We start from the raw sequence: 263 nt of genomic DNA on the forward strand, positions 1-263 counted from the left end.
GTGAAAGCGGAGCATCCGGCATTGCATCCGGGCCGCTGCGCGCGTATCGAACTGAATGGCCGCGCAGTCGGCTGGATTGGTGAATTGCATCCGCGCTGGATGCAGAAATATGAATCGCCGCATGCGCCGATTCTGTTTGAAATCGAAGCGATGTGGACGATGCTGGATTCGATCGAAAAGGCTTTCCCGCTATGAACGACGCGCCAGGCGCCGGCGGCGCCATGCCAACCGCCGATCGACCGACGATCAACAAGCTGTTTCGC

The 263-nt window shown here is 59.3% G+C and carries 1 pseudogene; it reads left to right on the top strand.

Annotation, left to right across the window (positions count from 1 at the left end):
• Positions 1-150 (top strand): annotated as a pseudogene (locus tag SB771_RS35110) (hypothetical protein); the annotation flags it as partial.
• Positions 151-263: the final 113 nt, after the last annotated feature.

It is taken from the genome of Burkholderia sp. SIMBA_051 (assembly GCF_046534915.1).
Lineage (GTDB): Bacteria > Pseudomonadota > Gammaproteobacteria > Burkholderiales > Burkholderiaceae > Burkholderia > Burkholderia ambifaria.